Source organism: Sphingomonas sp. Leaf30 (assembly GCF_001422525.1).
Lineage (GTDB): Bacteria > Pseudomonadota > Alphaproteobacteria > Sphingomonadales > Sphingomonadaceae > Sphingomonas > Sphingomonas aerolata.
In genome coordinates this window covers 783,370-806,310 of sequence record NZ_LMKZ01000018.1, presented here as the reverse complement: position 1 = coordinate 806,310, position 22,941 = coordinate 783,370, and the positions used below count along the sequence as shown (strand labels likewise).

The 22,941-nt window shown below is 67.9% G+C and carries 23 protein-coding genes; 5 read left to right on the top strand and 18 right to left on the bottom strand.

Translation table 11 applies throughout. The annotated features are described in order from the left end of the window. From erpA to ASE89_RS17425, 4 genes are all read right to left on the bottom strand, one after another. Entirely contained in the window at positions 1 to 339 is a 339-nt protein-coding gene (erpA, locus tag ASE89_RS17440) for an iron-sulfur cluster insertion protein ErpA (protein ID WP_056680219.1), read from the bottom strand. 88 nt (positions 340 to 427) lie between these two features. Next, positions 428 to 1,651: a M23 family metallopeptidase gene (locus ASE89_RS17435; protein WP_056680217.1), complete on the bottom strand. Its 1,224-nt coding sequence runs from the start codon at positions 1,649 to 1,651 to the stop codon at positions 428 to 430. A gap of 249 nt (positions 1,652 to 1,900) precedes the next feature. After that, the gene (locus ASE89_RS17430) at positions 1,901 to 2,365 is read right to left on the bottom strand and encodes a peroxiredoxin (protein WP_056680214.1); all 465 of its coding nucleotides are present in this window, start codon (positions 2,363 to 2,365) and stop codon (positions 1,901 to 1,903) included. Continuing rightward, positions 2,358 to 5,042 (bottom strand): bifunctional [glutamine synthetase] adenylyltransferase/[glutamine synthetase]-adenylyl-L-tyrosine phosphorylase, encoded by a 2,685-nt coding sequence (locus ASE89_RS17425; protein WP_056680211.1) that lies wholly within the window; start codon positions 5,040 to 5,042, stop codon positions 2,358 to 2,360. The genes ASE89_RS17430 and ASE89_RS17425 overlap by 8 nt, the downstream gene beginning before the upstream one ends. Before the next feature lie 73 nt (positions 5,043 to 5,115). On the opposite strand from ASE89_RS17425, the gene ASE89_RS17420 reads away from it, so the two are divergent. Then, positions 5,116 to 5,298 carry a hypothetical protein gene (locus ASE89_RS17420; protein ID WP_031439349.1) on the top strand — a complete coding sequence of 61 codons (183 nt, stop codon included), beginning with the start codon at positions 5,116 to 5,118 and terminating at the stop codon, positions 5,296 to 5,298. A gap of 30 nt (positions 5,299 to 5,328) precedes the next feature. Here ASE89_RS17420 and ASE89_RS17415 read toward each other — a convergent pair whose 3' ends face one another. Both ASE89_RS17415 and ASE89_RS17405 read right to left on the bottom strand, forming a co-directional pair. After that, on the bottom strand, positions 5,329 to 5,982 hold the full coding sequence (locus ASE89_RS17415) for a sigma-70 family RNA polymerase sigma factor (protein ID WP_031439350.1): 654 nt from the start codon (positions 5,980 to 5,982) through the stop codon (positions 5,329 to 5,331). A gap of 344 nt (positions 5,983 to 6,326) precedes the next feature. Continuing rightward, positions 6,327 to 7,130 carry a response regulator gene (locus ASE89_RS17405; protein ID WP_031439351.1) on the bottom strand — a complete coding sequence of 268 codons (804 nt, stop codon included), beginning with the start codon at positions 7,128 to 7,130 and terminating at the stop codon, positions 6,327 to 6,329. Positions 7,131 to 7,404: 274 nt separating this feature from the next. Here ASE89_RS17405 and ASE89_RS21325 point away from each other — a divergent pair, with 274 nt between their 5' ends. The 3 genes from ASE89_RS21325 (at position 7,405) to ASE89_RS17390 (ending at position 9,672) form a co-directional block, all read left to right on the top strand. Continuing rightward, positions 7,405 to 7,584 carry a NepR family anti-sigma factor gene (locus tag ASE89_RS21325; protein ID WP_037529649.1) on the top strand — a complete coding sequence of 60 codons (180 nt, stop codon included), beginning with the start codon at positions 7,405 to 7,407 and terminating at the stop codon, positions 7,582 to 7,584. A gap of 11 nt (positions 7,585 to 7,595) precedes the next feature. Beyond that, positions 7,596 to 9,266, top strand: coding sequence for a sensor histidine kinase (locus tag ASE89_RS17395; protein ID WP_082451667.1), 1,671 nt, complete (start codon positions 7,596 to 7,598; stop codon positions 9,264 to 9,266). A gap of 271 nt (positions 9,267 to 9,537) precedes the next feature. Then, entirely contained in the window at positions 9,538 to 9,672 is a 135-nt protein-coding gene (locus tag ASE89_RS17390; RefSeq protein ID WP_031394885.1) for an entericidin A/B family lipoprotein, read from the top strand. Positions 9,673 to 9,749: 77 nt separating this feature from the next. Here the strand turns inward: ASE89_RS17390 and tatC are convergent, their stop codons facing one another. From tatC to ASE89_RS17340, 10 genes are all read right to left on the bottom strand, one after another. Continuing rightward, positions 9,750 to 10,541: a twin-arginine translocase subunit TatC gene (gene tatC, locus ASE89_RS17385; protein WP_031394886.1), complete on the bottom strand. Its 792-nt coding sequence runs from the start codon at positions 10,539 to 10,541 to the stop codon at positions 9,750 to 9,752. A gap of 31 nt (positions 10,542 to 10,572) precedes the next feature. Next, on the bottom strand, positions 10,573 to 11,085 hold the full coding sequence (gene tatB, locus ASE89_RS20045) for a Sec-independent protein translocase protein TatB (RefSeq protein ID WP_082451665.1): 513 nt from the start codon (positions 11,083 to 11,085) through the stop codon (positions 10,573 to 10,575). A 49-nt stretch (positions 11,086 to 11,134) separates the two neighbouring features. Next, positions 11,135 to 11,374, bottom strand: coding sequence for a twin-arginine translocase TatA/TatE family subunit (locus ASE89_RS17375; protein WP_031394888.1), 240 nt, complete (start codon positions 11,372 to 11,374; stop codon positions 11,135 to 11,137). A gap of 28 nt (positions 11,375 to 11,402) precedes the next feature. Next, positions 11,403 to 12,014 (bottom strand): SMC-Scp complex subunit ScpB, encoded by a 612-nt coding sequence (gene scpB / locus ASE89_RS17370; RefSeq protein ID WP_056680208.1) that lies wholly within the window; start codon positions 12,012 to 12,014, stop codon positions 11,403 to 11,405. Next, positions 12,011 to 12,769, bottom strand: a complete 759-nt coding sequence (locus tag ASE89_RS17365) for a segregation and condensation protein A (protein ID WP_236701851.1) — start codon at positions 12,767 to 12,769, stop codon at positions 12,011 to 12,013. Before ASE89_RS17365 ends, scpB begins: the two co-directional genes overlap by 4 nt. Before the next feature lie 33 nt (positions 12,770 to 12,802). Beyond that, a complete protein-coding gene (locus ASE89_RS17360; RefSeq protein WP_056680203.1) occupies positions 12,803 to 13,825 on the bottom strand; it encodes a glycoside hydrolase family 3 N-terminal domain-containing protein in 1,023 nt (340 codons plus the stop codon). 59 nt (positions 13,826 to 13,884) lie between these two features. Then, positions 13,885 to 14,610: an SPOR domain-containing protein gene (locus ASE89_RS17355; RefSeq protein ID WP_056680200.1), complete on the bottom strand. Its 726-nt coding sequence runs from the start codon at positions 14,608 to 14,610 to the stop codon at positions 13,885 to 13,887. Beyond that, the gene (gene argS / locus ASE89_RS17350; protein ID WP_056680197.1) at positions 14,610 to 16,334 is read right to left on the bottom strand and encodes an arginine--tRNA ligase; all 1,725 of its coding nucleotides are present in this window, start codon (positions 16,332 to 16,334) and stop codon (positions 14,610 to 14,612) included. Before argS ends, ASE89_RS17355 begins: the two co-directional genes overlap by 1 nt. A gap of 78 nt (positions 16,335 to 16,412) precedes the next feature. Further along, positions 16,413 to 17,567: a DUF1501 domain-containing protein gene (locus tag ASE89_RS17345; RefSeq protein ID WP_056680194.1), complete on the bottom strand. Its 1,155-nt coding sequence runs from the start codon at positions 17,565 to 17,567 to the stop codon at positions 16,413 to 16,415. Between the two features lie 3 nt (positions 17,568 to 17,570). Further along, on the bottom strand, positions 17,571 to 19,001 hold the full coding sequence (locus tag ASE89_RS17340) for a DUF1800 domain-containing protein (RefSeq protein WP_192003099.1): 1,431 nt from the start codon (positions 18,999 to 19,001) through the stop codon (positions 17,571 to 17,573). A gap of 206 nt (positions 19,002 to 19,207) precedes the next feature. On the opposite strand from ASE89_RS17340, the gene ASE89_RS17335 reads away from it, so the two are divergent. Continuing rightward, a complete protein-coding gene (locus ASE89_RS17335) occupies positions 19,208 to 19,501 on the top strand; it encodes a hypothetical protein (RefSeq protein ID WP_037531548.1) in 294 nt (97 codons plus the stop codon). 58 nt (positions 19,502 to 19,559) lie between these two features. On the opposite strand, the gene ASE89_RS17330 is transcribed toward ASE89_RS17335, so the two are convergent. Further along, positions 19,560 to 20,726 carry a deoxyguanosinetriphosphate triphosphohydrolase gene (locus tag ASE89_RS17330; RefSeq protein WP_056680191.1) on the bottom strand — a complete coding sequence of 389 codons (1,167 nt, stop codon included), beginning with the start codon at positions 20,724 to 20,726 and terminating at the stop codon, positions 19,560 to 19,562. Then, the gene (locus tag ASE89_RS17325; RefSeq protein ID WP_056680188.1) at positions 20,723 to 22,915 is read right to left on the bottom strand and encodes a tetratricopeptide repeat protein; all 2,193 of its coding nucleotides are present in this window, start codon (positions 22,913 to 22,915) and stop codon (positions 20,723 to 20,725) included. Before ASE89_RS17325 ends, ASE89_RS17330 begins: the two co-directional genes overlap by 4 nt. Between the last annotated feature and the right edge of the window lie 26 nt (positions 22,916 to 22,941).

The following is a 22,941-nucleotide window of genomic DNA, read 5'->3' as shown; positions in this document are numbered from 1 at the left end:
TCAGACCGAAAAGCTCGAGCCGCAACCGCAGCCCGAGGCTGCATTGGGATTCTCCACGCGGAACGCCGCGCCGGCGAGCGATTCGACATAGTCGACCGCGCAACCGCGGACGAGGTCGATGCTGATGCTGTCGACGACCAGCCGGACGCCGTCGCGTTCGGCGACCACGTCATCAGCCTCGGCCGCATCGGCGAACCCGAACTTGTACTGAAAACCCGAACAGCCGCCGCCATCGACCGAAAGGCGCAGGATCGCGGGCTTGCCCTGTCGGGCAGCAATTGCGGCGACGCGCGCCGCGGCGGAGGGGGTCAGGATGATGTCGGGAGCCAGGGTTGCCATGGTCCCGAGATAGGCGGTCCCGCTATCCGCGGCAACCTCGCCCTGCCGCGGAGAACCACGGACAGGGCTTGATAGAAAAGCGTGCGCCTCAGTCCTGCGCCGCCGGACCGTCGGTCGAGACCGGGATCGCACCGACCGAGCGATCCTGCGCGGCGAGAAGGTAGTCGGCGGTCGTGAGGAACGGGATCGGGTTCACGGCATGACCATCGATCCGGACTTCATAATGAAGATGCGGGCCGGTCGAGCGACCGGTCGAGCCCATCAGCGCGATCAGCTGGCCGCGCGTCACCCGGGCATTGTCGCCGACGAGGATCTTCGAGAGATGGCCGTACCGGGTCGCGATGCCCTTGCCATGATTGAGCTCGACGAGATTGCCATAGCCGCCCTGACGACCGGCATGCGAGACGATGCCGTCAGCCGTGGCGTAGATCGGCGTGCCGACCGGACCCGGAATGTCGACGCCGGCATGCATCGCAGCGGTTCCGCGGAACGGATCCGAGCGGATGCCGAAATTGCTGGTGAACGACAGCAGATGGACCGGCTGGACCGAAGGGATCGCGATCACCCCCTGCTGCAGCGTGTCGAGCTTCTTCCAGGTCTGGAACAGCGTGCGGAACTGGGCGTCGGCGCGGACATCGGCCAGCGCCTCGGGGCTGTCGGCGGCGACCAGCGGTCCGCCCATGGCGGCCTGCTTGCTCGCCTGGGTGCGCTTGGCCGCGGCAGCGACGCGTTCGGGGCGCAGGCCGAGCTTGCGCACGGTGTCCGTGGTGTCGGCATAACGCTGATCAAGGATGGTCTGGGCAGCGTCAGCGAGAACGCGCTGGCGGCCCTCGACCTTGACCAGCGGCTTGACGACATCGGCGGCCAGCGCATCGGGCGCGGGGTCGATCGCCAGCGTGGCCAGCGCCATCGCCTTGGCGTCGCCCTTGCCGGTCAGGGCGGCGGTGATCAGCTGCTGGCGCTGTTCGACCCGCGCGGCGTGTGCTGCGGCGGTCTCGCGAATGGTCGCGACGCGCGCCTGCATCTGACCGATGCGGCGCTCCATCTGCGCGACCTGGAGTTCGGAATCGGGTGCGGCGACCACGCCGGTCGCGGCTGCGGCGCCATAGGCTGCCTGCGCGGCACCATAGCCGGAAAAGCCGAGCGTCACGGCGCTGAGTGCCGCCATCGCGGCCTGCTTGCGGCTGCCCAGGCGAACCCGGCGGACCGAGTGGCCGTCGTGAACCGTCAGGTCCCGCGCGGCGAAGAGCGTCTTGATACGAAAGGCTGCGCGGTTGGCTAAGGCTGCAGCGGAAACGGTGATATCGACCATTGGTCCCCGACAAAAAACAGGAGCCGGATCGCAAACGGGCCCGGCGCCAAGACTCTGTCCTGAACCGCAGCCCCTCCGCGTCCCAGACAAGTCAGGATGTGTGCCGATTTGACCCACTTCGGCAAGAGCCGCGCCGCTAACTTGGGGTGGACCGGGACGCGCGTGCGTCGAGCCGTTGAAACCAAATGGTACCGGTAAAAAGGAATCGCCCCACCAAGCGACTCCGCGCCCTGCCCCGTGGAACGGTCTTTATCGCGCGGTCAGCGCCTTGGCGGCAGCAAGAACGGCCTCGGCATGGCCGGGGACCCGGACCTTGCGCCACGATGTCGCCAGTCGGCCGTCCGCGTCGAACAGGAAGGTCGCGCGCTCGATTCCCATATATTTGCGGCCGTACATCGCCTTCTCGACCCAGACCCCGAAGCCCTCGCAGACCGTGCCATCGACGTCGGTCGCCAGCGAGACGGTCAGTCCGTGCTTGGTGCTGAACTTGGCATGTGCGGCGGGCGTGTCCTTCGACACGCCGAGCACGCCGACCCCGATCTCCGCGAAGGCCGACTCGAGCGCGGAAAAGTCCTGCGCCTCGCGCGTGCAGCCGGCGGTATCATCCTTGGGATAGAAATAGACGACCAGCGGCCGCGCCAGCGTCGTGAGCGCAACGGCCGTGCCATCGGGCATCGTCACCGCGACGTCCGGGATCATCGCACCGTCATCCATCCTGCTCTCCTGTCAGTTCGTGCCAGAACGCGGTCACCTGTTGCCGGACCTCGGCGAGGCCCGCAAGAACCGCAGGCCAGTCATGCAGCCCGAGCGCGCGCGCTATCAACGCCTGGGTCGGCGGGCCGGGCGGCGCCGCGTCGGGCGCGACGAGCCGCAGCGTCACGAGCAGGCGGGTCAGCATATCATGCGCGGCGAGCATCGTCGCGGGCATCCGCCCTTCGGCGACGAGCTGCCCGATCGCACGCCCCAGATTGGCATCGAAGCCGCTGCGCTCAACGAGTTGTACGACATGCGTCGCAAATTCCAGATCGACCAGACCACCCGGCAGAAGCTTCGCGTCGAGCGGCCCCTTGGCGGGCTTGTGCGCGGCCATGTCGGCGCGCATCCGCGTCGCATCGCCGACCACGTCGCGCTCGGTCCGTGCGCCGGTCAGGACATCGGCGATCACCGCGGACAGCGCCGCCCGGGCGGGCGCGGATCCGAAGACCGGCCGCGCCCTGGTCAGCGCCATATGCTCCCACGTCCAGGCTTCCTCATGCTGATAGCGTGCGAAGCTGTCGAGCGTCACGACCAGCGGCCCCTGCGCCCCCGATGGCCGCAGCCGCGTATCAATCTGATAGAGCGGCCCGGCCGCGGTCGCGACCGACAAGGCCGCAGTCACCCGCTGCGCCAGCCGGTTGTAGTAGAGCGTCGCGCCAAGCGGTTTGGCGCCATCCGACTCGGCGGTGAAATCGCCGGTGAACAGATAGACGAGGTCGAGATCGGACGCATGCGTCAGCATCGCCCCGCCCATCCGGCCAAGCGCGAGGATCACGAGTTCGCTACCCGGCACCTGGCCATGGACGTCGGCAAAGCTGCGAATCGTCGCCTCCGCCAGCACCGCGATCGCCGCCTCCGCCACGCGCGCATAGCCCGCCGCGACGTCGAGCGGATCCGACGTCCCCGCAACGATCTGCGCACCCAGCGCAAAGCGCAGTTCGCCGACCACGCGCCGGACGTGATCGAGCCGCCCCTGATAATCGAGCCCCGCCTCGCCCGCGCGCATCCGGTCGATCAGCGCGTCGACCGCCGCGACCGGGGCGAGCGCCGTCGCATCGATCAACCCGTCGAGCAGCGCGGGGCGCCGCGCCAGTTCCTCCGCCAGCGTCGGCGCGTGGCTCAGGATCGCCGCGAGCAGCGTGGCGAGCGCCGGTCGTGCTTCGAGCAGTCGGAATACGTTGATCGCGCTCGGCAGACGCTCGAGCATCGAATCGAGTCTCAGCATCGCGGCCTGCGGCTCGGGCGCGGCGGCGAGCGCCGGGACCAGCGTCGGCAGGACCGCCTCGAGCGCCGCCTGCGCGGCACTGCTGCGCAGTGCGGGATAGGCCCCTGCCCGCCACGCGGCGATCCGCTGGCGCGCGGGTTCGGGTTCGGCAAACCCCGCCTCTGCCAGCTCGGCGTCGAGCCGCGTCGGATCATGCGAAAGCCCGGATGCCGCGCCATCGTCGAGCGCGTCGTAGATCCGCCCGGTCGCCGCCACATGCGGGGCGAGCAGCGCCAGCAGCGCCGCGCTGCCGTCGAGCCCGTGCAGCCACGCCACCCGCTCGAGCGCATCGCCGGTCGGCAAGGCATGCGTCTGCCGGTCGTCAATCATCTGCACCCGGTGCTCGATCGTCCGCAGCAGCGTATAGCTGTCGATCAGCGCGCGCGCCTCGTCACCGCCGATCCACCCCGCCTCCGCCAGCCGCGCAAGCGCGACGCGCGTGGCCGGCGCGCGGAGTAGGGGATCGCGACCGCCATGGATCAACTGATGGATTTGCGCGAAGAATTCGGCTTCGCGAATCCCGCCGCGGCCGCGCTTCAGATCGTAACCCGGCCCGAAGGCCTGACCCTGCGCATGATGATCGCGGATCCGTCGCGAGATGCCGCGAATCTCGCCGATCGCGCCGAAATCGAGCGCGCGCCGCCAGACGAACGGGCGGACCGTGTCGAGGAACTGCCTGCCGAGTGCGATGTCGCCCGCTGCGGCGCGCGCGCGGATGAAGGCGGCACGCTCCCAGGGGAGCGCCTGCGCCTCGTAATAGCTGATCGCCGCATCGATCGGCAGCGCGATCGGCGTGATCTCGGGAGACGGCCGCAGGCGGAGGTCGACGCGCAGCACATAGCCGTCGCCGTCACGTGCCTGGAGCAGTTCGACGACGCGCTTGCCGATCCGCACGGCGGCGGCTTCGGGTTCCTCGCGCGGGCGGAGCGGCAGGGTGTCCGGATCGTAGATCAGGATCGGATCGATATCCGACGAATAATTGAGTTCGCCACTCCCCTGTTTACCGAGCGCGATCGCGGCGAACCCGCGCGCTTCGGCGCCGGGCGTGCGTTCTTCGATCGCGGTGCGGATCGCCGTGTCGAGCGCGTGGTCGGCAAACCCGGTGAGCCGCTGCGTCACGGCGCTGAGGTCGAACACGCCGGCCAGGTCACCGATCGCGACCCTCAGCGCGAGCGCACGCCGTTCGAGGCGGAGGCGTCGTGCGACCGGCATGTCGAGGTCGAGCGAAGCCGGGATCGGATCCAGCCGCCCCTCTGCCAGCTGCGTGGCAAGCACAGGCTCGCGGTCGAGGAGCATGGCGAGGAAGGGGGACCAGCGTCGCGCGCGCTGCGTTGCGGCGATGATGTCCGACGCCCGATGCGCGTTATCCATGCCACACCCCACAATTCTTTTATAAAGTCAAGCCAGGGTAGCAACAAAAGCTCTTGAGGCTCGTTGACCCTGCATGACCCATCTGCACCCGACTATTCGCCGTGACCAGACCGATCATCTGGTCGTTCGCGCGCCTCGCAAGACGGATGCGATCGGACAGTCGCTGCGCGGTGCGTTCGATCGCGACTCCGGAATGCCCGACGAGTTCATGTCTTTGTTGCGTGAACTCGACACCATGTCGCCACGACCGCACTGATCCAAACGCCAGCCGCGGCAGACGTCTATTTCAACGCCCGCGGCTCAGTTCCTCGACATCACCCATGATCGAATCGAGTGCTGTCTTGGTCGTATCGGTTTCATGATCACGGCGCGACGGCAGCGATCCATCCGTCAGAATGGTTTCGAGCGCGACACGGCCACGCGCGACACGGCTCTTGATCGTGCCGACCGCCACGTTGCAGATCTCCGCTGCCTCTTCATACGCGAACCCGCCCGCGCCGACGAGGATCAACGCCTCGCGTTGCGGCTGCGGCAGATGCATCAATGCGCGCTGCATATCGCCCAGCTCGACATGCCGGTCCTGGCTCGCGGGTGCCGCAAGGATACGATCCGCCACCAGATCGTCCCACTCACCCTTGAAGCGAGCGCGGCGCATCTGTGACAGATAGAGGTTGCGCAGGATGATGAACGTCCAGGCGCGCATGTTCGTACCGGCCTGGAAGCGCAGCCGTGCGGCCCACGCCTTCAGCAGCGTCTCCTGCACCAGGTCGTCCGCAAGGTCGCGGCTGCCAGACAGCGAACGCCCGAACGCACGGAGGTGCGGAATCACCTGGGCAAGCTGGACCTTGAACTCGGCATCGGAAAGCGAGACGTGCTCAACGGGCGCGACCTGAGGCTCGGCGCCGTCGACTTCGTCGTCACGCTGGGCGGGCTGTACCATGAAATTCCGATCGTTCCCGAATGACGACCGCCGCCCAGAGGACGGCGATCTTGAGCATACGGATCGGCATCAACCGGTCCGCCACGCCACGCATATGCTATCGAATGACGAGAAATGCAAAAATGGCGATAACCAGGACCAGTGATATCACAAGGATATAGCGGGTCATATGCGGTGTTGCGCCGGCGCGGGCGTCTTCGCCGGCGACGTGGATCTGCTCTTTTGGGTCAACCATAAGACTGAAACCCCCGAACGCCGTTTTGGGTCCGTAACTATCAAAAACTTGATGCCGGGGTTGCTGACGATATCGTCGACGGCAACCCCGGCCCAAGTCTAGCGGCGCATCAGGCGCCCGGAACGGTCGTCTGATCGAAGAACAGTGCCTGGCTGATTGCCGCCTTCACTGTCGAACGCTGGAACGGCTTGGTGATCAGGAAGGTCGGCTCGGGACGCTCACCGGTCAGGAGACGTTCGGGGAACGCGGTGATGAAGATCACGGGAACCTCGAATTCGGCAAGGATGTCCTTGACCGCGTCGATACCCGAACTGTCGTCAGCCAGCTGAATATCGGCGAGCACGAGACCCGGACGCTCTTCCATCGCGAGGGCCACGGCCTCGTCGCGGGTCACCGCAACACCGGTCACGTCGTGACCCAGGTCGCGCACGATCGTCTCGATATCCATCGCGATGATCGGCTCGTCCTCGATGATAAGGACGCGCGCGCGGGTCTGACCTTCGATTTCCGCCAGTGCCGCGGCGACGAGCTCGTCGACCTCGTTCGCATCGACGTCGATCAGATAGGCCGCGTCTTCGGGCGTGAAACCCTCCATCGCGGTCAGCAACAGCGCCTGACGCGACAGCGGCGTCATCCGCGACATACGTGCGCGAGCAACTGCGGCGTGGCCGTCGGTGTCGCCGACACCCTCATCGCCCATCTCGTCATAATTCGCCGACGACCAGATCGCCTGGAACATCCGATAAAGACCGAGACGCGGATCGACGTCCTTCGGGAATTCATCGGGCGCCGCGACGATCGCCTCGAGCGTCGCGCGAACATATTTGTCGCCATGACTCTGGCTGCCGGTCAGGGCCCGGCCGTAGCGCCGCAGAAAGGGAAGATGCGGTGCGAGTTGCTGTCCAAGCGACATGGGTATTGGTAACTCCCTGATCGTTACGCCGGCCCGGTGAGGACGGCGATACTAGAATATGACGCGACCGACCGATTGCCAGACCCTCGGAACCTTTTGGCCCGACGCCCACGACAATATCGATTTTTCGCTCGAACAGGGAACTAACGAGAGGCTATTTGGTTTCACGGACAATCACCGCGAGTGTATGACGCAGGTCTAGCTGTGTCATGTGCCGCCCGCGGCCTATGGTAAACATCATCTTACGTGCGTCGTGCAGGGGGAAATTTTGAGTTTGGGCCACGACACGCAGAACGAAACTCCCGCCGGCACTCCCGCCGGCAAGGGCACAGGCAAGCCGCGCGACACGGCCCGCGATCGGCAGATGGGAACGGCATTGCGGTCGGTCTATCAGCAGACCGTCGAGGAAGCCGTTCCTGACGAGTTTCTGGCGCTGCTCGGCAAGCTGGACTGAGGGCGGGCCGCATGGCCTCGCCAACCGGTTCCGTGAGCAAATCCGGCACCCCGTCACCTGCCGCCCCGGGCTCCACGGAGACCCCGATCGACACCAGCTCTGTTGACGCCAATGCGACGGCGGCTCGTCCACCGTCGCCGATCGCCACCGCGATCGGGCGGCTCCCCACCGGTGCCAAGCTTTTCCTCATCCTCAGTGCAGCGCTTCTGCCGCTCGCGCTGATCGCGATCTTCGCGACCCTGCAAACGACGCGTGTCGCCGATGCGGAAGCCCGTGCACGGTTGCGGGTCGCTGCGGCAGAAAGCGCACGATCGATCGCCATCGAACTGATCGGCGACATGACCGCGTTGCGCGTCGCGGTGAACGCGCTGGGCTTCGACCCGGCCGATGCGCCGAGCTGCGCCCGCGCACAGGGCGTGTTCGCGCAGCAGGCCTCCTCGGGTACGCGATTTGTCATCACCGACCGCGCCGGCCGCGTGTTGTGCGGGCGCGCGCTGCCCGAAGCCGTCACGCTGGATTCGACCAGCAATCCCGTTGCCGCCGCGATCGTCCCGAACCGCGGCCTGGTCCTCGCGATCACCGGCCCCGGCGGCGAGACGTCGGCACGCGCCTATTTCCCACAACCCTTCATCGAACGGATCGGCCGGCCGTCCAACCAGACCCTGGAATTCAACAGTGCGCTGATGCTCGGACAGGACGCGCTGCTCCTCGAATCGATCGACGACGAGGCACCGCTCGACCGGCTGGAGACGATGCGTACGGACCTTGGCGTCGCGGGCCTTGCGCTGCGCACCAGCATCCGCAGCGCACCAATTACCTCGTCGCTGATCATCGCGCTGCTGCTGCCGCTGCTGATGTGGGCGGCGGCAGCGGGGATCGGGTGGTTCGTCGTCGACCGCCTGCTGATCCGTCCCTTGCGGCAATTGCGCGCCGCGGTCGCTGCGTTCACGCCGGGCGAGGTCATTGATACCGGCACCGTCCGCACCATACCCGCGCAGGAGATCCGCGAGCTCGGCGATACGTTCCAGGTCATCAGCCGGACCGTGGCGGCGCACGAAGCGGGCCTGGCGGCCGGGCTCGTGCGACAGACCAAGCTGACGCGCGAAGTGCATCACCGGGTGAAGAACAACCTGCAGGTGATCTCCAGCCTGATCAACTTCCACGCCCGCAGTGCACGCAGCGCCGACGCGACCGAGGCCTATTCATCAATCCAGCGCCGGGTCGACGCGCTGGCGGTCGTTCACCGCAATCACTTCGCCGAGCTCGAGGAAAATCGCGGGCTCAACATGCGCACGATGCTCGGCGAGCTGTCCGCCAACATCCGCGCCACTGCCCCCGATCGCTCGCACGGTCTGGGCATCACGCTCGACGTCGCTCCGTTCCTCGTCAATCAGGACGTCGCCGTCGCGGTCGCGTTCCTTGCGACCGAGACGATCGAGCTGGCGATGACCTGCGATCCCTCGGCACAGATCCGCGTGTCGATCCAGCCCGGTGCCACGCCCGATCGCGCTGTGCTCCGTGTCGTCTCGCGGGCGCTGATCGAGAGCGACGCGTTGCGCGAGGCAGCAACGCGCTATGGCCGTGTAATGGAAGGCCTTTCGCGCCAGTTGCGCTCGGCGCTCCATCATGACCCGCTGGTCGGCGCGTATGAGATCGCCTTTGCCGTCATCGGGCGCGATTGAGCACGACAAAACACCTCGTCGAAAAAAACTTGAAAACGGCAGGAACCACCTTTCCCGATCGCCGTTCTATAGTTCGGATAGCGACTTTATGCCCCCCCGCTCTCGCTATCCAAGTGACAGGCCCGGAAGCATCACCCTCCCCCCCCCGGTGACGCTTCCGGGCCTTTATCATTCCAAATCAGACGCGTGCCTGGTTGCACCAACGGAACGAAACCCGCGCCCGTACATTTCTCCCCTCGGTGGCATTCAAGCCCTTCTAGGAGGAAGTATTATGCGTAAGTTGGTTGGATTGGCCGTTGTGGCCAGCGCGCTCATCGTGTCGGCATGCAACACCGTCGAAGGCGCCGGCAAGGACGTGAGCTCGGCCGGCCGCACCGTGGCGAAGACCGCGAGCGACGCCAAGTAAGCCTTTGCGCTTGAGATACGAAAACGGGGCCCGGTGCAGCTGCACCGGGCCCCGTTTTTACGTCTGGCGCCGTTCGCTCAGTGCGTTTCGGCGATATCGGTGGAGTCCGACGTCTCATCCTGCGCCTTGGCCTTTGCCCGGCTGCGCTCGGTGAACCAGATGCCGATCAGCGCGAATTCGTAAAGGATCGTCAGCGGGATCGCGAGCAGCAGCTGCGACCCGATATCCGGGGGCGTCAGGACCGCAGCAATCGCAAACGCCGCAACGATGGCGTAGCGCCGCGCGCCGACGAGCTGCTTGCGCGTGACGATCCCGGCGCGCTCGAGCAGCATCAGCAGCACGGGCAGCAGGAAAGCGATCCCGAAGCCGAACAGGAACTGCATCGTGAACGACAGGTAGTTGCCGATCGCCGGCAGCGCCTCTCGCTTCACGCCGCCGACCACGCCGTCGAATCCCAGCAGGAAGTGGAGCGCCATCGGGATCGCGACATAATAGGCCATGGCCGCGCCTGTGAGGAACAGGACGGGGGTGGCGAGAATGAACGGCAGGAGCGCGTTCTTCTCCTTCTTGTACAGGCCGGGGGCGACGAACTGCCACAGCTGGTTGGCGATGACCGGGAAGGACAGCATCATCGCCGCGAAGAACGCGACCTTCACCTGGACGAAGAACGCCTCGAACACTTCGGTGTAGATCACCGTGTCCTGCCCCGCCGCGAGCAGCGGGTGGACGAGAAAGCCGAAGATATCCTCGGCAAAATACATCGCCACGGCGAACGTCACGACCAGCGCGGCGATGCAGTAGAGCAGCCGCCGCCGCAACTCGATCAGATGGTCGAGCAAGGGGGCCCGGCTCTCGTCGATCTCACTCATGACGCTATGCTCTCGGCAGTCTGGAAATCGGTCACGACGACGCTACGTCGGACTTGCCCGTCCGCGCGTCGGACGGCGTGGCAGCCGGTACGGCGTGTTCGTGTCGATCCTGCCCGGGTGTCGCGTCGACGCTGTCCCGGTGATCCGGGGCCGGCGCTTCGATATCGAGGCCGGCCGGCGCCGGCTTATCACCCGAGGACCCGGATGCCGGGAGCACGACGGGCTTCTCGACCATCACGGGTTCGGACGACGGCAGATCGTGATGGATGTCGGGTTCGGGCGAATGGACGATCTGCGCGGTGTCGGTCGGCGGGTGCTCCCGCATGATCCGCTCATTCTCCGACGCCCAGCGCTTTTCCATTTCCTCGAGCTCCGCCTCGCGGACCATCGAGTCGAAGCCCGACCGGAATTGGCGCGCGACGCCGCGCGCCTTGCCGACCCAATAGCCGACGACGCGCATCGCCTTGGGGAGGTCCTTCGGACCGATCACAACGAGCGCGACGAACGCCACGAGCAGGAATTCGGACGGAGCGATATCGAACATTCAGGCGCGCCTATCTGGACCCGTCGAGTCTGGGAACGTCAAGCGCGGCTCAGCGGTCTTCGCGGACGCGATTGCCGTCGCGATCGAAGGCCGGATCGGCGGTCTTCTGAGCTTCGATACGCGCGGATGGCTTGGCCGGCGTCTCGTCGTCAGGCTCGGCCATGCCCTTCTTAAAGTTCTTAACGCCCTTGGCAACGTCGCCCATCAGGCTGGAAAACCGACCGCCGCCCAGAAGGAGGATCGCGACGACCGCAAGAACGAGCAGATGGATCGGGCTGAATCCGCCCATGACAATTCTCCTGAAAACCTACCTCTATCTAGGCGTCATCGTCACGCTTTGCCACAGTGCTTTCGTGGCTGCCGCGATCTGTACGGTCCTCGACGTCGACATCGACCGGATCGAGCAGCCCCGCAGCGCGGAGATCGTCGATCCCCGGCAGGTCGCGACGGGTCTTCAGCCCGAAATGCACCAGGAACGCGGCCGTCGTGGCATAGAGCAAGGGTCGCCCCGGGACCTCGCGCCGCCCCGCGGGCCGGACCCAGTCCGCCTCCATCAGCACGTCGAGCACGCCCTTGGAGATCTGGACGCCGCGGATCGCCTCGATCTCGGCGCGGGTGACGGGCTCGTGATAGGCGATGATCGCCAGCGTCTCGATCCCCGCCCGGCTCAACCGCCGCGGCTCTTCGGATTCGCGACGCAGCACATGGGCAAGGTCGGGCGCGGTCTGGAACTGCCAGCGATCGCCGCGCCGGACGATATTGAAGCCGCGCCCCGCATAGTCCTCGACCAGCACCTCGATCGCGGCGCGGACGTCGCGCGCCGTCGCGATCGCCCCGACATGCGCGCGGATCGCGTCGAGCGTGAGCGGGGCGTCGGCGGCGAACAGCACCGCCTCGACCGCGCGGACGAGCGCATCGGGCCGCGTCATGCCGGCGTGGCGCGCAGATAGAGCGGGGCAAAGGGCGCCGCCTGTCGCAGCTCGACACGCCCCTGCCGCGCCAATTCGAGTGCCGCGACGAAACTCGACGCCAGGGCCGACCGACGAAACCGCTCCGCGCCGGGCGCGACCGCGGACGCAGGCAGGAACGCCTCAATCCTGCTCCAGTCGAGCCGCTCGCCGACCATTATCGACACGCGCTCGAGCGCCGCCTCCAGCGTCATGACCGCGCGGTCCACCACCACGTGCATCACCGGCCGGGTGCGCCCCGATACACGCCCATAGGCCGCGATCAGGTCGAAGATCTCCGCCGTCCAGACCGCCTTGCGGACCGTCCGCAGCCCCTCGGGCGCGCCGCGAACGAACACGTCGCGCCCCGTCCTGTCGCATGCCATCAACCGCGCCCCCGCCTCGCGCATCGCATCGAGCCGCTCGAGCCGGTGCTGGAGCCGCCGCGCGAGGTCGTCCGGATCGGGCTCGACCGACGGATCGCGGGGCAGTAGCAGCGCCGACTTCAGATAGGCCAGCCACGCCGCCATCACGAGATAATCCGCGGCGAGTTCCAGTTTCAGCGTGTGCGCATCATCGACATAAGCGAGATACTGCTCGACCAGCGACAGGATCGAGATCGTCCGCAGATCGACCCGCTGCGCCCGCGCAAGCGACAGCAGCAGGTCGAGCGGTCCCTCCCATCCATCCAGATCCAGCGTCAGCTGTGCATCGTCCATCCGCGCTGCGTACAGCATCCGCGCATCCGTCGCAGCCCGCTCGTGAAGCGATCAGGCTCCGGCAGGGTCCTGCATGGCCCGATCGAGCAGCGCATCGCGGGTCGCGATCAGATCGTCGAACCGTCCCTGTGCGGGGCCCACCGACGCCATCGCGCGATCGAGACGGGCGCGCGCCACCGCGGAGATCGGACCCAGCCGGCCGGCAATCTCGACCATCTCGTCCATGCGCGCCCAGCAGTCGAGTACCAGGTCACATCCTGCCGCGATCGCGCCCGCCGCCTTGTCGCCCGCGGTGCCCGACAGCGCCTTCATGTCGATGTCGTCGGTCATCAGCAGCCCGTCGAACCCGATGCGGTCGCGGATGATCCGATCGATCACGACCGGTGACAGTGTCGCCGGGCGATCCGCGTCCCACGCGTCGAAGACGATATGCGACGTCATGCCCATCGGCGCCTGGTTGAGCGTGCGGAAGGGCTCAAGATCGACCTCCAGCTCGGCATCGGTGGCGGTGACGGTGGGCAGGTGATGATGCGTATCGACGCGCGCGCGGCCATGGCCGGGCATGTGCTTGACGACCCCGACGACCCCGCCCGCGGCCAGCCCCTCCAGCGTGGCGCGTCCAAGCGCTGCGACGCGCATCGGATCGGACCCGAATGCGCGCGAGGCGACCGCCTCGGTCGTGTCGGGTTGCGCGACGTCGAGCAGCGGCAGGCAGTCGACCGTGATCCCCACCTCGCTCAGCATCACCCCGAGCGCCTGGGCATTCGCCCGGGCCGCCTGGATCGCGGTCATCGGCGCGCGGTCATAGGCCGCGTCGAATACGGGTCCGGCGGGAAAGCTCGGCCATTCAGGCGGCCCCATCCGGGCGACGCGCCCGCCCTCCTGATCGATCAGGATCGCCAGATCGTCGCGCCCCGCCAGCGCGCGCAGCGACTCCGTCAGCGCGCGCAGCTGGGCACGATCGACGACGTTACGTTTGAACAGGATATATCCCGCCGGCACGCACTCGGCAAAGAATGCGCGTTCCTGCGGGGTGAGCACGGGGCCGGACAGGCCGAAGATGACGGGCTTCATGCGCCTCGCCTAGCGAACCGCCCCCGTGTCGTCACGTTCAACCTGCCGCAGCGCGACGATCAGCTGGCGACGAAGCAGGTTTCGCCGGCGACACGCAACCGTCCGCAGATATCGGCGGCCTGGTTCGCGCTGCCCGCATCGACGCGCAACCGGTACAGCGTGTTGCCACCGCGTGCGACCGGCTCAACGAACTTGTTCAGCGGCGCGAGATAGCTGAACCGCTTGGCGAAGTTGGTCCACGCCGAATTGGCCACCGCAGTACTCGGAAAGGCACCGAGCTGGACGAGCGATCCACTCGCGACGGGGCCCGCCGCTGCCGGCCGCGCCTGAAGCGGGGGTGCCGCGACCAACCGGCCGCCCGATGCGGGCACCTGCGCCACCGCATTGCGGCCGGCGGGATCGTCCGCCCCCGTCGACGTCGCTACTGCACGGCGACCGGCAACCGGCGCCTCGGGCACGCCCGTCAGGTCGATCGCACCATTGCCGGCGCCCTTGCCCGCGCTGGTCGCGATCGCGCTATCGCCCTCGCCATTGACCTTCAGGCCGCCGACCGCATCCGGCTTCACCTTGTACGGCGTCGCCGGCGCGGCGATCAGCTGGCCGTCGCCGGCCGGGACCCGGTTCTGCAGCGTGTAGACCCCGAAGATGATCGCCGCGAGCAGACCCAGCCCCAGCACGACCAGCGCGACGACACGCGCGATCGGCGGGCCGTCACGATCGTCCGACTCGATCGTCTCCAGCCAGGGCAGTCGATCTTCCTCGCGCAGGTTCATCTCGTCGGCCATCAGTTCAACTCCGAAACCGCCTCGACGCCCATGATGGCAAGGCCGTTGCGGATGATCTGCCCGATTGCGTCCGCCAAGAAAAGCCGTGCCGCCGTGGCGCCGGGATCCTCGACCACCAGGAAGCGCCGCTCGGGCCGATCGTTGCCGACATTCCACAGCGCATGGAACGCTGCGGCCAAGTCGTAGAGATAGAACGCGATCCGGTGCGGCTCGCGCGCCGTGGCGGCAGTTTCGACGATTCGCGGAAACTGGCTGGCGAGCTTCATCAGCGCGAGCTCGTCCGTATCAAGCCGGGACAGGTCCGCCTCGATCGCGGCGATTCCCGCCTCGTCCGCGCGCCGGTGCAGCGACGCGATCCGCGCATGCGCATATTGGACGTAGAAGACCGGATTGTCCTTCGATGCCTCGACCACCTTGGCGAAGTCGAAATCCATCTGCGCGTCAGACCGCCGCGTCAGCATCGTGAAGCGCACGACATCCTTGCCGACCTCGTTCACGACATCGGCGAGCGTGACGAAATTGCCCGACCGCTTCGACATCTTCACCGGCTCGCCATTGCGCAGCAGCCGGACCATCTGGACCAGCTTCACGTCGAACCGCGTCTTGCCGCCGGTCAGCGCGGCCACACCCGCGACGATCCGCTTGACCGTACCGCCGTGATCCGCACCCCAGATGTCGATCAGCTGGTCGGCGGTCTGGCTCTTCTGGAAATGATAGGCGAGATCGGCACCGAAATAGGTCCAGGACCCGTTCGACTTCTTGATCGGCCGATCCTGGTCGTCGCCGAACTGCGTCGAGCGGAACAGCGGCAGCTCGACCGGTTCCCAGTCGTCCGCCATCTCGCCCTTGGGCGCCTCGAGCACGCCGTCATAGACCAGATCACGCGACCGCAGCTCGGCCTCCGCCGCCTCGGGCTTGCCGAGCGCCTGCAGCTCCGCCTCCGAGGAGAATACCTCATGCTCGATCCCGAGCAGCGCGAGATCGGCGCGGATCATCACCATCATCGCCGCGACCGCACGCGTCCGGAACGTCGCCAGCCAGTCGCTTTCGGGCGCGCCGACGAACCGGTCGCCATATTCGCTCGCCAGCGCCTGCCCGATCGGCACGAGGTAATCGCCGGGATACAGGCCCTCGGGGATCGTCACCGTCTCGCCCAGCGCCTCGCGGTACCGCAGGTGCACCGACCGCGCGAGCACGTCGACCTGGCCGCCGGCATCGTTGACATAATATTCGCGGATCACCCGGTGCCCGGCAAATTCGAGCAGGCTGGCCAGCGCGTCGCCGACCACTGCGCCCCGGCAATGCCCCATGTGCATCGGGCCGGTCGGGTTCGCCGACACATATTCGATGTTGACGGTGATCCCGTCGCCCAGCGTCGAGCGCCCGTAATCGGCGCCCGCGACCGGCACCGCGGCCAGCTCGCCGCGCCAGGCATCGTCGGTCAGCTTCATGTTGATGAAGCCCGGTCCCGCCACGCTCGCGCTGTCGACGGACTCGATCTTGCCGAGTTCGACGACCAGCGCATCCGCCAGCACGCGCGGGTTGGTCTTGGCGGGCTTGGCCAGCACCATCGCCGCGTTGGTCGCGAGATCGCCGTGGCTTGCATCGCGCGGCGGCTCGACCGTCACGTTTTTGCGGTCGAGCCCGGCCGGCAACAGTCCCGCCTCGGTCAGCGTGTCGAGCGCCGCATCGATATGCGCGGCGAAGCGGGTATAGAGCGTCATGACAATTCCGGTATCGTAAGGAAGCGGGGGCTCTAGCCCAAAGCAGGGCCGGGCTCAATTCATCCCGCACCGGCCCGGTCAGGTGCGGACCAGCCCCTCGATCGCCAGGGTCCGGGCGCTGGCCGGGAACAGCGTCGCCATCGCGCGGCCGGGCTCGACGCCGAAATGCGCGGCGACCGCACCGCCGATGAACGCGTCGAGCGCCATGGTCGGTTTGAGGTCGCGCCCGTCGTAGAGCGCCCCTGCCCCCAGCCCCGGCCAGTCGGCGATCACGCGCCCGCCCGCGACCCCGCCGCCCAGCACCATCGCCGATGCGCCCGTCCCGTGATCGGTGCCGCCGGTCCCGTTGACCGCGACGGTCCGCCCGAACTCGGTCGCGACCAGCACCATCGTCTCGGCCCAGACCGGCCCGAGCCCCGTCTGCAACGCGCCGATCATCGCATCGAGACCCTTCAATTGAGCCGCGAGACGTCCGCGCTGGCCGGCATGCGTGTCCCAGCCGCCGGTCTCGATCATCGCGATCCGTGCGCCGTTCGCCGGCGCGATCAACCGTGCGGCGAGCGTGCCCGTCGCTGCCGCGTTCTGGCCGTTCGCCGCGGCGAGGTCGCTGGTCAGGGTTCGCGTCGCCATCGCCTCGCTCCACAGGCCATGAAGCTGCGCGTCGCCCTGATACAGCATCGCGACGCGCTGTAGCAGATCGTCGGACGCATCGGGCAGGTTCGACGGCGCATAAGAAGCAACCTCCCGACGACCGCGCAGCGCCATCGGCACGGTCGCGGCGACCGCGATGCCGCGCGCGGAGTCCGCGGGCAGCAGGTCGAGCAGGCGATTGAGCCACCCGTCCTTGACCTGATAGGCCGTGGCGCCGCCCGTCTCGAGGACGTTCTGGCCATCGAAATGCGATCGGTCGCGATAGGGGGACGCGATCGCATGCGCGAACACCGCCTCCTTGCGCGCATAGAGGCCAGCGGTCGTCGCAAGCGCGGGATGCAACGCGAACAGGCCGTCGAGCCTGGTGCCGGACGCGAAGTCCGCGGCGAGATCGCCGCGGGCGCCCGCGAAGGCCGGGTCGCCGACCGCACCGATCGTCCCCAACCCGTCGGCCGCACCACGCTGGATGATGAAGACGAACCGCTTGGCGGTGGCGGCGCGGGCAAAGGCCATGCGCGGAGCAAAGGCGCTGGCGAGGCCACCGAGCAGGGCGGAGGTGATGACGTGACGACGGTCGAGCATGGCTTATCTCCGCATCGATTCGGGTGCGACGAGCAGCAGCGCGAGCGCCTGTCCGGGGCTTTCGGCGCGCGCCAGCGCCGCGGTCGTGGCGGCGCTCACTGATCCGGGGAACAGCGTCGCCGCCAGTCTGCGGGCATCGATCGCCCCGCCCGCGCGCGAGGCGAACCGCTCCGCCGCCTCGACCCGGCGCATTATCGCATCGGGCCCCGCCCAGCTCGCGGCGATATCGTCATAGCCGGCCGGCTGTCCGGGCTTCCACACCGGCTGGCCAAGCTGCGTCAGCAGGCCGGCGATCGCACCCGGCTGAACGCTGGTCATGCCCAGCGCCCGCATCGCCGCGATCGACCATTCCCAGGGCGTCTTGAATTTCACCGGCGTCTCGATCCAGGCCTCGGGCGATGCAATCAGCGCGCGGTACACGCTCGGCAGGTCGCCGCCCGTCTCGAGGAAGACGGTCCGCAAGCGCGCGACCATTGCCGGCGGCGGCACGTCACCGGCGAAGTGCCGGGCGAGCTTGGTCGCGACATGCGTCGCAGTCGCCGGGTTCACCGCGAGGTCGCGCAAGACAGCCCGCGCCTGGTCCTCGCCATCCTCCCCATAGCGTTTGCCAAGCACGGTTCGCACGCCGGGTTCGTGGACCGCCGCCGCGAACCGGAACCGCCCCGCCGGGCCCTGATCCCGCCCGCCGCCACGTCCCAGGCCCGCCACCGTCCACCCCGTCATCGCCCGCGCGAGTTCGGTAACGTCGTCCTGACCATAGCCGGTGCGCACGCCCAGTGTGTGCAGCTCGAGGATCTCGCGCGCGAGGTTCTCGTTCAGCCCGACCTTGCGCCCGCCCCGCGCCGCGACCCGCATGCCGAGTGCGCTGTCCGGTCCGACTGACACCGCCTGGTCGAGATAGAGGAGCATCGCCGGGTGCCGTTCGACCGCGGCCAGCATGTCGCCGAACCGACCCAGCACGTGCGGCCGGATCGCCTCGAACTCGAGCGTCCCCGCCAGCCCGACCACCGTCAGCCGGTCGGCCGACACCGCAAAGTGATTCGCCCAGAAATGCACGAGCCGCTCGACGAACGGAGTCTGCGTGGTGAGCGCGGCGATCGCCCGGGCGGCGACCGCAGCGCCGTAATCGTCCCGCGCCTGCTTCCCCATCGCCTGTCGTGCAGCCCGCACCGCGTCGCTCCGCACCGGCTTTGTCGCGGCCGCGGTGCGGCTGCCAGCCGGCGGCGGTGCTGCCGCGCGAGCCGCGCGCTGCGCCCGCTGATAGCTGGCAAGATCGGCGGCGGCGCGCGCGCTGTCAGGGGCGGCGGCAATCGCCGGCGGGCGGATCGCGAACGCCGGCATCTGCGCCGATAGCCAGTCCCTGCCGTTACCGACCACGTCATCGGGTCGCGCACCAATTCCGAACCGGTTCAATGCGATGCTCGCCTGCGTCATCCGTCATCTCCTGCAGTCTCGTCCTAGCACGGGAGTGTCGCAGGATTATGCCAATCGCGGCGCCAGTGGTTGCCGTGCGCGCCGTGCAAGTGCGACGGACTCCTTTGCAATTGCTGCTTATGCTGCACCGCAATATCTTCCGGGCATCAAAGCTGGGTGACCACCCGATTGCGCCCGGTACGATCTTTCACTGCGGAGCACATATCATGCGCAAGACCGTATACGTCCTCGCCGCCGCGGCGGCCGCCCTCACCTCGACGATCGGCATGGCCAAGGAAGCCAAGCAGTCCTTCGAGTATGAAGGCAGCACCTATGTCTACACCAGCAGCGTCGAGAACGGCCGCCAGGTCATCAACGGCCGCCGATTCCCGTCCGGCCAGGCGTTTCACCTGATCGTGCGCGGCGACCGCGTGTCGGGTACGGCAGGCGGCGTGCCGGTCGCCTTCGCGACGACCGAAGCATCGGGCGCGGCCGGCGGTATCGCCGCCGTCGCACGCTAAGGCACTGGCGGCTCGGCCAATTTCGCGCGGACATTGATCCCGCGAAATCGGCCGGGCTTCAGAACCCCTCGGGCAGATCGATCGGCCCGACCAACTCGCGGTAGCGCGAGATGGCATAGCGATCGGTCATGCCGGCGATGAAGTCGGCGATGTGCCGGCTGCGATCCGGGTCCGCCTCGGGCAGGCGATCGCGCCATTCCTCGGGGATCGTGCCGGGATCGTCGCGATAGATCGCAAACAGCCCGGTCACGATTACGTGTGCGGCATCGGCCGCCGCGATCTGGCGCGGATGATGATACAGGTTCGCGTACATGAACCGCTTCAGATCGCGCTCTTCCTCGCGCATCGAGTTGGAGAACCCCACCAGGCATTCGCCCGCGTCGCGCACGTCCTCGACGCTGGTGACACCGCTCGCCGCGATCCGGCGACGCGTTTCGGCGATCAGGTCGTTGGCCATCGTGCCGATCTGCGAGCGCACCAGTTCCCCCATCAGCCGCTTGGGCTCGACATCGGGGAAGCGCGCGCAGGTATCGTCCCAGCCGCGCGCGATCAGCGGGACCGCCATCAACTGATCGAGCGTCAGCAATCCTGCGCGCAGCCCGTCGTCAATGTCATGATTGTCATAGGCGATGTCGTCGGCGATCGCCGCGACCTGCGCCTCGAGCGACGAGAAGCTCGTGAGCGCAAGATCGAAGGCCGAATCCGCGGTGCGCAGCGCCCAGCCGGGATGCCGCACCGGACCGTTATGCTTGGCCAGTCCTTCGAGCGTTTCCCAGGTCAGGTTCAGCCCATTCCAGCGCGGATAGGGGCGCTCGATCTCGGTGAGCGTGCGCAGTGTGTGGCCATTATGGTCGAACCCGCCCTGCCCGGTCAGCGCGATCTTGAGCGCATCCTCGCCGGCATGACCGAAGGGCGGATGGCCGATGTCATGCGCCAGGCACAGCGCCTCCGTCAGATCCTCGTTGAGCGCGAGCGTGCGCGCGACCGCACGGCCGATCTGCGCGACCTCGAGACTATGGGTCAGCCTGACGCGAAAATGATCGCCGTCGGGCGCCATGAAGACCTGTGTCTTGTGGCGCAGCCGGCGGAAGCTGATCGAGTGGATGATCCGGTCGCGATCACGCTGGAATGCGTCACGCGGGCCGCGGACGGTCCCGTTCTGTTCCTCGTGAAGCCGACCTTTGCTCCGCGCCGGGTCCGAAGCCCAGGGCGCACGCGCGCTCACTTGGCGGGCAACTTCGTGACGACCTGACCGGCATCGCTGGTGAAGGAGAAGGTCGAGACGCCCTCCTTGGCGAGCGCATTGACGAAGGTCCGCGCCTCCGCGGCGGTCTTGAACGGCCCCGCCAGCACGCGGTTCGTCGCGCCCCACGGCGCCGTCCAGCCGCCACGCGTTCCGACGACGGTCGGCGCCTTCGCCTTCACGCCCTTCCACGCCTTGGGCAGGTCACCCTCGGTCGCGCCGGTCGACACCTGGACCCAGATGCGCTCGGGGTTGGCGCGCGCGATCCGCTTCTCTTCTGCCGCGGCCTTGTCGGCGATCGCCTTCTTATCGGCGGCGGCCTTCTTCTCGGCGGCGAGCTTCCTGTCGGCTATCGCCTTGCGATCGGCGATCTTCTTGTCCGCCGCCAGCTTCGCGCGCGCCGCCTTCGCATCGGCAAGCCGGGTCGCCGCAAGCGCGTCCGCCTCGGCTGCGGTATCGCGCTCCGCCTTGGCCTTGGCGTCGGCGAGTGCCCGTGCGCCAGCGTCGTCGCCCGCACCGACCCCGGCGGTCGTTGTCGGCACCACGGGTGCAGCCCGAGCGATCGGCGCGACGCCGAGTTCGGATGCCGGGATCGACAGCCCGGCAATGATCCGTGCGAGGATCGAATCCTCGCTGACGGGGATGGTCCGCCCGGTCGGAGCAGGCGCGGCGGCGACCGCGACCTGCGTCGGGGTCGACCCGATGCCGGGCGCGACGGCGGCGGGCGTCGCCGGGACCGTTGTAGCGGCGACACCCGCCGCCGCTGGCGTGGTCGGGACAGACGACGACACCGTGACCGGGGCCGTCGTGGTCCGCGGCATCACCGGCGGCGTCGTTCCGGCGGTCGTCGCCGAAGCTGTCGGCAACGCCGCCATCTGCGCGACGATCGCAGAGGGCAGCGCACCGGGCGTATCGGGCGCGCGGGTCGGAGTAGACGCCGCCACGCTTGCCTGCGAGACCCGATTCGCGTCCGCCGCCGCACCCGACGTCGTCCGGGCCGGCAAGGGCTGGACGAAGGTCGATGTAGGCGCGGACGGTGCGGGCGTCGTGGCGGCTGCAGGACCGGTCGGCCGCTGGACCGCCTGCGTCGATGCCAGCACCACCGGGGGCTTGGGCAGCGGCTGGACCATGACCATCGGCGCAGACGCCTGCACGGTTGCAGTCGGGCGGACGGGCGAAGGCGTTGGGGCCGGAGTCGGCGCAGGGGTCGGCGTCGGCGTCACAGCGGCGACTTCGACGCGACCCGACCGTGCGGTCTTGTCGCGGCGGGTGGCCGATCGATCGGCGGCCGCCTTGGCACGGCCCGTCGGCTGGGGTGCGAGCTGCGGCTCGGCCGCCGCGAGCATCACCGGCGCGGTCGGATCGGCACCCAGTTGCGGCAGGACGGGCGTCATCCGCGCATCGGCGATCCGCTGCGGAGTCGCATGCACTTCGCCGAAATGCACCGCAAAGGCGCGGTCTGCCGGGGCAAGCAATGGCAGACGCTGGAAGAAGGGCTGCAGACCGCGGGCCGCAGCCCCGGGCATCATCGTCGTGACGATCGTCTCTGCGCCGCGCACGTCATTGTTCATCGCCAGGATGAACGCACGCGCGCGCCACGCCCCGCGGTCCTTCTTGAGGACCAGCGGGTCGAGCTGCTGCAGCGCCAGATCACGCTTGCCGGATATGCCGAGTGACAGCGCATAACGCCGGACAGTCTCGTCATCGGGGGCATCGCGCAACGCGACACGATAGTCGCGCTGCGCCCGGTCCTGTTCGCCGATCAGGTCATAGGCCAGCCCGCGATCCGCGGCATAATAGCGCGGCTGGAGCCCGAACGCCTCGGCCTGCGCAAAATAGCGGAGCGCCTCGCCCGGTCGCTCGGAGCGGACCAGGATCGAGGCCATGCCGGCCTTCACCCGGCCGTTGCGCGGATCGACCTTCTCGGCGCGCGCGAACAGTGCCGCGGCACCGCTCAGATCACCGAGCCCGATCGACAGATCCCCCGCGCGGACCAGTGCATCGACGTTGCGGGGGTTTGACGCGAGCTGCCGCATCGTGTCGCCGAGACGATCCGCGTCGGTCGTTCCGGGCAAGGGCTGGACGACTTCCTGCGCCCGCGCGCCGCTTGGTACGGTGACCAGGACCAGCGCGAGCGCGGCGGTCAGAAGATGATGGGTCGGGAAGATCATGGGTGCCCGTAGCTAGACCCGAGCGC

Coding starts and splice junctions, on each gene's coding strand:
- erpA (WP_056680219.1), bottom strand. CDS start 339: ATGGCAACCCTGGCTCCCGACATCATCCTGACCCCCTCCGCCGCGGCG.
- ASE89_RS17435 (WP_056680217.1), bottom strand. CDS start 1,651: ATGGTCGATATCACCGTTTCCGCTGCAGCCTTAGCCAACCGCGCAGCC.
- ASE89_RS17430 (WP_056680214.1), bottom strand. CDS start 2,365: ATGGATGACGGTGCGATGATCCCGGACGTCGCGGTGACGATGCCCGAT.
- ASE89_RS17425 (WP_056680211.1), bottom strand. CDS start 5,042: ATGGATAACGCGCATCGGGCGTCGGACATCATCGCCGCAACGCAGCGC.
- ASE89_RS17420 (WP_031439349.1), top strand. CDS start 5,116: ATGACCCATCTGCACCCGACTATTCGCCGTGACCAGACCGATCATCTG.
- ASE89_RS17415 (WP_031439350.1), bottom strand. CDS start 5,982: ATGGTACAGCCCGCCCAGCGTGACGACGAAGTCGACGGCGCCGAGCCT.
- ASE89_RS17405 (WP_031439351.1), bottom strand. CDS start 7,130: ATGTCGCTTGGACAGCAACTCGCACCGCATCTTCCCTTTCTGCGGCGC.
- ASE89_RS17395 (WP_082451667.1), top strand. CDS start 7,596: ATGGCCTCGCCAACCGGTTCCGTGAGCAAATCCGGCACCCCGTCACCT.
- ASE89_RS17390 (WP_031394885.1), top strand. CDS start 9,538: ATGCGTAAGTTGGTTGGATTGGCCGTTGTGGCCAGCGCGCTCATCGTG.
- tatC (WP_031394886.1), bottom strand. CDS start 10,541: ATGAGTGAGATCGACGAGAGCCGGGCCCCCTTGCTCGACCATCTGATC.
- tatB (WP_082451665.1), bottom strand. CDS start 11,085: ATGTTCGATATCGCTCCGTCCGAATTCCTGCTCGTGGCGTTCGTCGCG.
- ASE89_RS17375 (WP_031394888.1), bottom strand. CDS start 11,374: ATGGGCGGATTCAGCCCGATCCATCTGCTCGTTCTTGCGGTCGTCGCG.
- scpB (WP_056680208.1), bottom strand. CDS start 12,014: ATGACGCGGCCCGATGCGCTCGTCCGCGCGGTCGAGGCGGTGCTGTTC.
- ASE89_RS17365 (WP_236701851.1), bottom strand. CDS start 12,769: ATGCTGTACGCAGCGCGGATGGACGATGCACAGCTGACGCTGGATCTG.
- ASE89_RS17360 (WP_056680203.1), bottom strand. CDS start 13,825: ATGAAGCCCGTCATCTTCGGCCTGTCCGGCCCCGTGCTCACCCCGCAG.
- ASE89_RS17355 (WP_056680200.1), bottom strand. CDS start 14,610: ATGGCCGACGAGATGAACCTGCGCGAGGAAGATCGACTGCCCTGGCTG.
- argS (WP_056680197.1), bottom strand. CDS start 16,334: ATGACGCTCTATACCCGCTTCGCCGCGCATATCGATGCGGCGCTCGAC.
- ASE89_RS17345 (WP_056680194.1), bottom strand. CDS start 17,567: ATGCTCGACCGTCGTCACGTCATCACCTCCGCCCTGCTCGGTGGCCTC.
- ASE89_RS17340 (WP_192003099.1), bottom strand. CDS start 19,001: ATGACGCAGGCGAGCATCGCATTGAACCGGTTCGGAATTGGTGCGCGA.
- ASE89_RS17335 (WP_037531548.1), top strand. CDS start 19,208: ATGCGCAAGACCGTATACGTCCTCGCCGCCGCGGCGGCCGCCCTCACC.
- ASE89_RS17325 (WP_056680188.1), bottom strand. CDS start 22,915: ATGATCTTCCCGACCCATCATCTTCTGACCGCCGCGCTCGCGCTGGTC.